Here is a 9,507-nt window from a genome sequence, read left to right as displayed (position 1 = left end):
CGACCCCCGCCCCCCGGGTGCCCGACCCCCCGAGGGGCGGGGCTCCGCGCTGCCCCGCCGGCCCGCCTCGCCCAGGCGCGCCAGAGCCCGGCTTCCAAGGCGCGCACGCGGGACACCGAGAGATCACGGCGGCGCCGACGCCGTCCGGGCCGGGTCCCTCGCCCCTCGGCGAGGCCGTTCCGGGGCCGGACGGCGTCGGCGCCGTCCCCGCCGGGTGCCCAGCCCGCGTCCCCGCCGGGTGCCCCGCCCGCCAGCGCGGCGACTACCAGCCGCCCGTGTGTTCCGCGCCCTGCGCGGAGGAGCGCTGGACGACGGCCGAGGGGTCGATGCCCGCGCCGCGGAGGATCTCGGCCGCGCGGGAGTCGGGGACCGTGGCGAGCTCACGCAGCAGGTCGAGCACCGATCCGCCGCCGCGTGCCGCGCGGCCCAGCGCGCCCGCGGCGGTCGCACTCCAGGCCAGCCCCGCCGAGCGCTCGCGCTCGCGGTCGGCGACGCCCTCGCCGAAGCGCCACAGCCGGCCGAAGCCGATGCTGCGCTGGACCAGATACCCCATGAGGCGCGTCGCCTGCATCGGCAGCGGCGCCGCGACACCCAGCGCGGACTCGTCCGTCTCCAGCAGCGCGTGGAGCAGGTGACCCGTGTCGACCTCCGGATCGCCGGCGCGCAGCGCACGACGTCGGGCGCGCGCCACGACCACGGCGAGTGCGCCGACCAGGGCGGGTTCCTCCCGGTGTGCGAACGCCGATGTCGCGGCGACGCGGAGGGGTTCTGGACGCAAAAGGTCTCCACCACGAGGTCGAGCGGAAGGACGGCACAGCCCGGCGATGGGCCTCGAACGGCCGGGACGGGCCGTTGCTGCAGTTGGTGCTCAGCGCAGGTCGGATTCAGGGTTCCGGGGGAATCCAGGGCGTGGTCCGATGAGGGGCCGCCCGGGAAGTCTGCTGCGCAGGGTGACCATTCGTCAACCCACAGATACGATCTTCCCATCGCCCCGCCGGGACGTCGCGCCACCCTCGCGCCACCCCGCGCGACTGACCAGCGTCAACGCTCGGGGCGCGTGGGGCGCGTGCCACGGGCGTGCAGGCGCGACCGCGGGCGTGCGCGCCCCGTCAACAATCCGGTCCGGCTGCAACCTGCACGGCCCCCAGACCGTCGAACACTTCACGGAGTCATCACCCGTTCCGCGCATACCGACAAGCCACCGACCCCGGGAGCCGTCAGCTGACCACCCCCGCCCCGCCCGCCAAACCGCTGCTCTACCTCGACGTGGACGGCGTGCTGAACCCCGTATGCCCACGGCCGGGGAGCGGTTACACGCGGCATCTGCTGCTGCGCAGCGAGGTGCTGCTCAGTCCGGCGCACGGCGCGTGGCTGCGGGAGCTGTCCGAGGTCTACGAGCTGGCGTGGGCGAGCACCTGGGAGGCGTGGGCCAACCAGTGCATCGCGCCGCTGCTCGGGATTCCCGCACTGCCCTGGGTGGCCTGCGGGGGCGCGAACTCCGGTGCGCCGGAAGGGGATTTCGCGCCGATCATGCGGCACGCGGCGGGACGGCCGTTCGCCTGGGTGGACGACCTGATCCCGCCGCGCCTGCTGCGCCGCTACGCGGACCGCAGCGATGTGCTGTTGTTGCCGGTCGAGCCGGGGCAGGGCCTGCGCCGCCGCCACGTGGACCGGCTGCTGTCACGGCCACCGGGGGCCGCGCGTCAGCTCCGGTCCTCCGGGGCCGCGTCCGTCGGAGTCGGCTCCGAGTCCGCGTCGGCCAGGATGAGGTAGAGCCGCTTGCGCGTGTCCGCGAGGACGGCCAGCGCCTTGGCCCGCTGCTCGGGCGTCCCGGTCATCACGACCTGCCGCAGCGCGTCCTTGACCGCGCCGCCGGCCCGGCCGAACTCCCGGATGGTCTCCCAGTGTTCGCCCTGTCCGGCCTCCTCCCAGGGCGCCTCCGGGCCCTGCTCGGCCTCGGCGCGGCCGGCCTCGGTGAGCGAGAACAGCTTCTTGCCGCCGCTCTCCTCACTGGTGATCAGGCCCTCCTCGTCCAGCATCTGCAGTGTGGGATAGACCGAACCGGGGCTCGGCCGCCAGCTGCCGCCGGAGCGCTCCGCGATCTCGCGGATCATCTCGTAACCGTGCATCGGGCGCTCCTTGAGCAGTGCGAGCAGCGACGCGCGGACATCGCCGCGCCGCGCCCGGCCGCCGGGGCCCCGTCGGCCGCCACGGCCCTTGTGCCCCCAAGGCCCGAATCCGGGCCCGAACGGCCCCGGTCCTCCCGGTCCCCCGAACTCGGGCGAGCCGAACTCACCGAACGCGGGCCGGCCAGGAGCCCTTCCGTTGTTGTTCCTCGGATCGAAGTGGTGTCGGGTTCGCATGATCGAACTCCTTCTCTTTCTCTGAATGCATGAATGGTGGTTGACATCACCGACAGTCTTTCGACTATCTCGATGCATCAACGATATATCGGTAACTGTCGTCAAGCAAGGGCGGTGGAGAGACGGAATGTTCGGATCCCTCGACCGTCACGTAGTGCTACCTGTTACGGGCGCACAGCAACCGCTGTCCGGCGGACGCGCGTGCTTGGCTGTGCGGGCAACGCACTGGTGTCCGCCCGGTCCGCACGAAAGGCACCACCGTGGCTGTCACCCGTACGTTCTTCTCCGGCGCGACTCTGCTCGCCGTCACCTGCGCCACGCTGGTCGGCTGCTCCGGCAGCGGCCACAGCTCCCCCGGAGCGGCCGCCGGCACGGCCGGCCAGGCGACGCACAGCCCGACCGCCCTGCCGACGGCGTCACCGACCGCGTCACCGATGGTGACGCCGACGCCGTCTCCCACCGGGCACGGCACCGCCGTGCCCGCGGCCGCCAGAGGCCTCGCGCCCTGCGGGAACGGCGACCTGCTGACCAGCTGGGGATACGGAGGCATGGGCCAACCGCTCCAGGCATCGGCGGTGGATTTCAAGAACGTCGGCGGGCACACCTGCACCCTGCGCGGGTATCCGGGCGTGGCGATCGCGGACAGCGGGACCGTCATCGACGCGACCCGCGTCCTGAACGGCTTCCGAGGCGACCAGCCGCCCCTGACCAGGCCGCCCCTGGTCACCCTGCGCCCCGGCGGCACCGCCCACGCCGTGGTCGAGTGGCGCCTGAACGAGGGGCACGGCTGCTACCCGGCGGGCACCGGCGTCTTCGAGGTCACCGCGCCGGACACCACGAACACGGTCCTTCTGAGCCGGCCCCTAATGGGCCGCCAGGGCATCTGCTCGAGCCTCGAGATCAACCCGGTCACCCCGGGCGCCTTCGGCCTCCCCGCCACGGGCTGACCCTGGAGAGGACCTCCGCGCAGCCCTCAGGCAGGCGGGCCGACGGGGGTGCCGCAGGAGGCGCGGATGACGAGCTCGGGGCGGAGCAGCCGCGACTCGGCTGTGCCGCCGGAGAGGGTGCGCAGCAGCTCGCGGACGGCGAGGCGGCCCTGGTCGGTCATCGGGGAGCGGACGGTCGTGAGCGGGACCGGCAGTTCGGCGGCGACCGGGGTGTCGTTGTAGCCGATCAGCGCGAGGTCCTCGCCGAGGCGCAGGCCGAGGTCGCGGGCCGCGCCCATCACGCCGATGGCGGCGAGGTCGTTGACGGCGAAGAGGGCGGTGGGCCGCGGCCCGGGCGCACCGAGGAGCGCGGTCGCGGCCTCGCGGCCGCCCGCGGTGTCGAACCGGCAGGCCCGGACGCGGTGGGCGGGCAGCGGCAGACCGGCCTCGCGGTAGCGGTCCGCGAAGCCGTTCGCGCGGTCCGCGCCGGTGCTGGCGAAGGACTCGCCGGCCACGACGGCCACCTCGCGGTGGCCGAGCGCGAGCAGCCGCTCGGCGGCGAGCCGGCCGCCGAGGCGGTCGTCACAGGTGACCGCCGGATGCTCGGGCCCGGCATGCCGGTTGACCAGGACGTACGGCGTGCCGCGCAGCATCGGGTGGTCCAGCGCCGCGCCGTCGAGGTGCGCGTCGCCGATGATCATTCCGTCGACCCGGCGTCCCAGCACCATCGCCAGGCGCTGCCGCTGGAGGGCGGGATCGTCGTGGGTGTTGGCGACGAAGACGGACAGCCCGTGCTCGGTCGCCTCCTCCTCGATGCCCTCGTAGATGGTGGCCACCACGATCTCGGAGAGGCGCGGGAAGAGCACCCCGACGAGGTTGCTGCGACGGGTCCGCAGGCTGGCGGCGTGCGGGTCGGGGCGGTAGCCGAGCCGGTCGGCCAGCTCGCGGATGCGCTGCGCGGTCTGCGGCGCCGCGGCCCGCACCCCCGCCCCGGCGGTCCCGTTGAGCACCCGGGAGACGGTCGAGACGTGCAGGCCGAGCTCCCGGGCGAGGTCCTGGAGCGTCACCGGACCGGCCCCGCCGCGTTCGTCCGCCATGCCCGTCGCCCGTCCCCTCGCCGCCTCAGCCCTGGACCGTCCGGCTCATTCTCCCCGAGTTCTCCCCGTGTTCTCCCCGAGCCCCGTCCCCAAAACGTGACAGCACTTATACAAGCACTGTTATTAGGCCCCCGCCGCAGCGGAGGCCTGACGGCCCGGATCCCACCGGCTCCGCTCGATAGGCTCGCGGCATGCGAATCAGGATCATCGACGCGTTCACCGACGCCCCCTTCGCGGGCAACCCCGCTGCCGTCTGCGTGCTGCCGGAGGGGCCCTGGCCCGACGCGAACTGGATGGCGCGCCTGGGCGCGGAGATGAACCTGTCGGAGACGGCGTTCGTGCGCCCCGTCGAGGCAGGCCGGTGGGCGATCCGGTGGTTCACGCCCGCGGTCGAGGTGGACCTGTGCGGGCACGCGACGCTGGCGGCCGCGCACGCGCTGGCCGCCGACGGTCTGATCGCGGCCGGCGCGGAGGCCGTGTTCGACTCCAACAGCGGGCCGCTTCGGGCGCGGACCGCCGAGGACGGCAGCATCACGCTCGACTTCCCGGCGAACCCGCCCAAGCCGGGCACCGCCCCCGAGGCGCTCGCGGCGGCCCTCGGCTCGGACGCGTGGATCGGCGTGTGGCAGACCGGCGCGCTGGGCGATCTGATGCTCGAGTTCATCGACGAGACCTCGGTGCGCGCACTGCGCCCCGACCACACCCGGCTCGCGGCGCTGGTGGACGCCGGCATCCCGCGCGGGGTGATCGTCACCGCCCGCGCCGACGATGCGGAGGCCCGCGGTTACGACTTCGTCTCCCGCTGGTTCGGCACGGGTGTCGACGTCGGCGAGGACCCGGTGACGGGCAGCGCGCACACAGCGCTGACCCCGCTGTGGGCCGCGCACCTCAACCGGGACACCCTCGTCGGTCGTCAGGTCTCGCGGCGCGGCGGGACGGTCCGGCTGCACCTGGAGGGCGACCGGGTGCTGCTCACCGGCCGGGCGGTCACCGTGCTCGACGGCACCCTGAGCGAGGCCGCCCAGCGCTGAGGCACGCAGTGCCAGGTCACGTCGGCAGTCAGGTCACCTCGGCAGTCAGGTCACGTCGGCAGCCAGCTGACGTGACCGGCCAGCAGCACGAAGCCGACGAAGGCGACGGTGTCGATCAACGTGTGCGCGATCGCCAGCGGCGCGACCCGGCCCCAGCGCCGGTACAGGTAGCAGAAGATGACGCCCATCACCACGTTGCCGACGAACCCGCCGACGCCCTGGTAGAGGTGGTAGGAGCCGCGCAGCAGCGCGCTGGCCGCGACCGTCGCCGGCCAGGACCAGCCCAGCTGGTTCAGTCGGCGCAGCATGTAGCCGACCACGATGACCTCCTCGACCACGGCGTTCTGCGCGGCGGAGAGGATCAGGACAGGGATGCGCCACCAGACGTCGGGCAGCCCGCTCGGCACGACGGTGAGGTTCGCGCCCGAGGCGCGCGCCCCCAGGTAGAGGGCCAGGCCGGAGCCGCCGATGACGGCGGCGACGACCGCGCCCTTGCCGAGGTCGCGCCACCGCTGGGTGAGGTCGAACCCGAACGCGCGCAGCGACGAGCCCTCACGCAGCAGCAGGTAGGCGACCAGGAAGACCGGCACCAGCGCGGTGGCGATGTCGAACAGGTGCCAGCTGAGGTCCAGCCAGGGGCGGCCGGGCGTGATGGAGCCGTTCAGGGTCGCCTGCTGCGACTCGAGCGACTTGTGCGCGGTCAGCGAGCCCATGAAGCTGATCACCGCGGAGAGGCCGCTCGCGCCGAGCGAGAGGCCGAGGACGATCAGCAGCTCCTGACCGAGCAGGCGGCGGGTCAGGCGGACCGGCTGCGGGAGAGTGGGGAGCGTCTCGGTGCTGCTCACGGGATGACTCCGGCGACGATGATGGCGGACGGCGGCGATGATGGCGGACGGCGGCGATGATCGGGGGTTGGCCCGATCATCGCACAGCGCGCTGTGTCAGCCGCCGCCTCTCACCATCACCTCAACTGCCGCCATCACCTCGTCTGCCGCGGCGCCCCACCCCTCTCCCGGCCACCCTCCTCATCGCAGCGGCCAGGTGTGTACCGGCTCGCCCGCGCGCGACAGCTCCATGTAGCGACGCGTCATCGCCTCCAGCGCCGGCCCGCGGTCGAGGCCGTGCCGCGCCATCTGGTCGTGGAAAACCGCGCTCTGCCACGCCGCACCGTTGATCCCGGTGCGGCACCGGCCCTCGATGATCCCGAGGTACCGGTCCCGGTCGACCGGGTCGACACCCCAGGCGTCAAGGCCCTGATAAGCCATCGGCAGGAGCTCCCGCTGCACCAGCTCCCGCGCGGGGACCCGCACCAGGCCCCCGCCGCGGCGTCCGCCGCCGCGCGGCCACCACAGTTCGGCGTCGATGCCCTGGCGGGCGCCGGCGTGGAAGTTCTCCGTCGCCAGCTCGAACGACATCTTCTGCCAGACCGGACGCGGCTGGTCGGCGAGGGTGCGCACGAGTCCGTAGTAGAAGGCGGCGTTGGCGAGCGTGTCCACCACGGTCGGCCCCGCCGGCAGGGCCCGGTTCTCCACCCGCAGGTGCGGGACGCCGTCGGCGACGTCGTAGACGGGCCGGTTCCACCGGTAGATCGTCCCGTTGTGCAGCCGCAGCTCACGCAGGGTGGGGACTCCTCCGGCGGCGAGCGTCTTGAGCGGGTCCTCCTCGTCGCAGATCGGCAGCAGCGAGGGGAAGTAGCGCAGGTTCTCCTCGAACAGATCGGTGACCGAGTCGATCCAGCGCTCGCCGAACCAGGTGATCGGACGCACCCCCTGCGCCTTGAGCTCCGCCGGACGGGTGTCGCAGGCCTGCTCGAACAGGACCGGGCGGGTCTCCCGCCACAGCTCCCGCCCGAACAGGAACGGCGCGTTCGCCCCGAGCGCGAGCTGGACGCCGGTCAGCGCCTGCGCCGCGTTCCACAGTTTGGCGAAGCGCCGCGGCGTCACCTGCAGGTGCAGTTGGAGCGAGGTGCAGGCGGCCTCGGCGACGATGGAGACCGCGTCGACGCGCAGCCGCTCGACGCCCTCGATGTCGAGGTTGATGTCCTCGCCGCGCGCCGCGAGGATGCGGTCGTTCAGCAGCCGGTAGCGGTCACCTGCGGAGATGTTGTCCAGGACGGCGTGGTCGACGGTCAGCGTCGGCAGGATGCCGACCGTGACGATCCGCGCCCCGGCGCGCTGGGCCCGCCGGTCCGCGTAGGCGAGGCCGACGGCGAGCTCCTCGCGCAGTTCCTCGAAGACACGCCCGCCGAGCCGGTGCGGGGCGATGTTGACCTCGATGTTGAACTGACCGAGCTCGGTCTGGAAGTCCCCACTCGCGATCTCCTCCAGGACGGCTTCGTTGCGCATGGCGGGGAGCCCCGCCTCGTCGGCGAGGTTGATCTCGATCTCCAGGCCCATCATCGCCCGGGGCCGGTCGAAGCGCTCCTCGACGAGGAGTCTCTCCAACGCGTCCACGCACTGGCGCAGTTTGTGCCGGTAGAGCTGACGGTCTGCCAGGTCTGAGCCGGCGACGACCACCTTCTCCCCCATGGGCGCCCATCCCTCCCTCGATCGGCGGTATCGGGGAGCATGCCCCGAAGGGGTGATCGACAGTCCGACCAGGTGCGCGAAAAGGCATGTGCCAAAACGGCGGCCGGTATACGAACTGCCCGAAATCTCCCTTGCGGGCGTGCACGCAGCGTAGTAGAAGAGTCACGCCGTGCACCCGTTCATATAGAATCGCGAGATACAGGTACGCATGGCCCGATGCCGCCGGGACGCCCGGCCCCAGAGGCCTGCCCTGCCTCACGATCTGCTGTCACCCGCACCGCGCGGGCCCTCAGCCTGCGCGCTGCGTCCCGCTCCGCACGCTCATCCCCGTCCCGCCTGTCTCTGCTGCCACGAGAGGCGAACCGACATGTCCCTGCAGCTACCCCAGCCGCCCGCCGCCGCCCTGCGCGCCGTTCTCGACGCCCTGGACGACCCGGACGCCCCCGGCGCCCTGCCCGTCCACTCCTCGGCGATGCGACGCTGCATCGGACCGCTCACCCCCGCTCTGCCGCTCCCGCTCCATGTTCTCGACCCGATGTCGGCTCCGGCTCGGGGCGAGGCCGTGTCCCAGTTGACCGGCGCCCGGCGCACCGGCTGGCGCTTCCTGATCCAGGACGGCGAGGAGGTGGTCGCCGCGGCGGTCACCCTCGAACGCGGCCCCGACGAGCCCGGAGCGGGCGAGCCGCACGTCTTCTCGCACTTCGCCGAGGGCCCCTATCCGGCGGCGACACTCCGTGCCCTGCGGCAGGCCCGCCTGCACACCGCCGGCACCCCGACCACGTACATGCCGCGCCTGCTGTCCGTGCCGGCCCACTACATGACGGCGCTGTGGCTGCACCCCGTACTGTCCGCCACGCCGACGCCGGACCTGCTGATCCCCCTGGTCCCGGCGCCGCTCGGGGTCACCGCGCACATCCCCCACCACGCGGAGGAACTGCTCGCGCTGCTCGCGCTCACCAGCCGCGAGCCGGGCGAGCCGAAGGCGAAGGCAGGGGGCGGCTCCGGAGCGGCGGCACTGCTCACCAGCACACGCTGACGCTCGCTGACCCCGCGGCACCCCCTGGCACCACCCGTTGTGACCACTTGGCACATGGTCACAACGGGTGGTTTCTGCTGTTCGGGCCCGATCGGACGTGACGCATGTCACCAAATGGCTGCGGTTCGGTCTCGGGACGCGGAGACTGTGAACCAGCGGAGCAAGCCCAACGTCTTACCCGGCGAGAAGGCACTTCACACCTCCGCGCCCGCAACCGCGGCTCTGGTTTCCGAAACGAGGGTACGAGCTATGTGCCAGCACTGTCCTGAGTGCCCGTCCGCCGACTCGCCGGACCGCGAAGCGGCCGTGATCGTCGCGAGCCACCCGGAGCAGGGGTGGAACCTGTTGTGCAACGGTGTCCTCGTCTTCGAGGACACCGGCGAGATCCTCCCCGACGGCCGCGCTGTCGCCCCCAGGCGGGCACTGGCCGGGGCCGCGTGAGCAGCAACTGAGGGGCGCGGGGAACCGCGCGAGCAACCACTCGGGGCGGATGGCCCTGTTACTGGAGGACCATCCGCCCCGGGTG

Annotated in this window: 10 protein-coding genes; 5 read left to right on the top strand and 5 right to left on the bottom strand. The window is 72.9% G+C overall.

Annotated elements, in window-relative coordinates; genetic code table 11:
• Window positions 1–262: 262 nt before the first annotated feature.
• Entirely contained in the window at window positions 263–778 is a 516-nt protein-coding gene (locus tag TR48_RS24810) for a Clp protease N-terminal domain-containing protein (protein WP_052442977.1), read from the bottom strand.
• Between the two features lie 497 nt (window positions 779–1,275).
• Between TR48_RS24810 and TR48_RS24805 the strand changes: the two genes are divergently transcribed.
• Complete coding sequence (locus TR48_RS24805; RefSeq protein WP_174501735.1) at window positions 1,276–1,773, top strand: hypothetical protein; 498 nt, start codon at window positions 1,276–1,278, stop codon at window positions 1,771–1,773.
• Here the strand turns inward: TR48_RS24805 and TR48_RS40840 are convergent.
• Window positions 1,704–2,363: a PadR family transcriptional regulator gene (locus tag TR48_RS40840; RefSeq protein WP_084729725.1), complete on the bottom strand. Its 660-nt coding sequence runs from the start codon at window positions 2,361–2,363 to the stop codon at window positions 1,704–1,706. The genes TR48_RS24805 and TR48_RS40840 overlap by 70 nt on opposite strands.
• A 260-nt stretch (window positions 2,364–2,623) precedes the next feature.
• On the opposite strand from TR48_RS40840, the gene TR48_RS24795 reads away from it, so the two are divergent.
• Window positions 2,624–3,310 carry a DUF4232 domain-containing protein gene (locus TR48_RS24795; RefSeq protein ID WP_042371120.1) on the top strand — a complete coding sequence of 229 codons (687 nt, stop codon included), beginning with the start codon at window positions 2,624–2,626 and terminating at the stop codon, window positions 3,308–3,310.
• A 26-nt stretch (window positions 3,311–3,336) separates the two neighbouring features.
• On the opposite strand, the gene TR48_RS24790 is transcribed toward TR48_RS24795, so the two are convergent.
• Window positions 3,337–4,386: a LacI family DNA-binding transcriptional regulator gene (locus tag TR48_RS24790; RefSeq protein ID WP_042371117.1), complete on the bottom strand. Its 1,050-nt coding sequence runs from the start codon at window positions 4,384–4,386 to the stop codon at window positions 3,337–3,339.
• Window positions 4,387–4,577: 191 nt separating this feature from the next.
• On the opposite strand from TR48_RS24790, the gene TR48_RS24785 reads away from it, so the two are divergent.
• Entirely contained in the window at window positions 4,578–5,417 is an 840-nt protein-coding gene (locus tag TR48_RS24785) for a PhzF family phenazine biosynthesis protein (RefSeq protein ID WP_042371115.1), read from the top strand.
• 50 nt (window positions 5,418–5,467) lie between these two features.
• On the opposite strand, the gene TR48_RS24780 is transcribed toward TR48_RS24785, so the two are convergent.
• Together TR48_RS24780 and TR48_RS24775 are read right to left on the bottom strand one after the other, a co-directional pair.
• Window positions 5,468–6,262 (bottom strand): CPBP family intramembrane glutamic endopeptidase, encoded by a 795-nt coding sequence (locus tag TR48_RS24780; protein ID WP_042371112.1) that lies wholly within the window; start codon window positions 6,260–6,262, stop codon window positions 5,468–5,470.
• Window positions 6,263–6,442: 180 nt separating this feature from the next.
• Window positions 6,443–7,945, bottom strand: a complete 1,503-nt coding sequence (locus tag TR48_RS24775) for a glutamate-cysteine ligase family protein (RefSeq protein WP_042371110.1) — start codon at window positions 7,943–7,945, stop codon at window positions 6,443–6,445.
• Window positions 7,946–8,312: 367 nt separating this feature from the next.
• Between TR48_RS24775 and TR48_RS24770 the strand changes: the two genes are divergently transcribed.
• Window positions 8,313–8,981, top strand: a complete 669-nt coding sequence (locus tag TR48_RS24770) for a hypothetical protein (RefSeq protein WP_052442976.1) — start codon at window positions 8,313–8,315, stop codon at window positions 8,979–8,981.
• Between the two features lie 249 nt (window positions 8,982–9,230).
• On the top strand, window positions 9,231–9,422 hold the full coding sequence (locus tag TR48_RS24765; RefSeq protein ID WP_042371108.1) for a DUF5999 family protein: 192 nt from the start codon (window positions 9,231–9,233) through the stop codon (window positions 9,420–9,422).
• Window positions 9,423–9,507 lie beyond the last annotated feature (85 nt).

Source organism: Streptacidiphilus neutrinimicus (genome assembly GCF_000787815.1).
GTDB lineage: Bacteria > Actinomycetota > Actinomycetes > Streptomycetales > Streptomycetaceae > Streptacidiphilus > Streptacidiphilus neutrinimicus.
The sequence above is the reverse complement of the archived record's forward strand: the minus strand, read 5'-3'. Positions and strand labels throughout refer to the sequence as shown.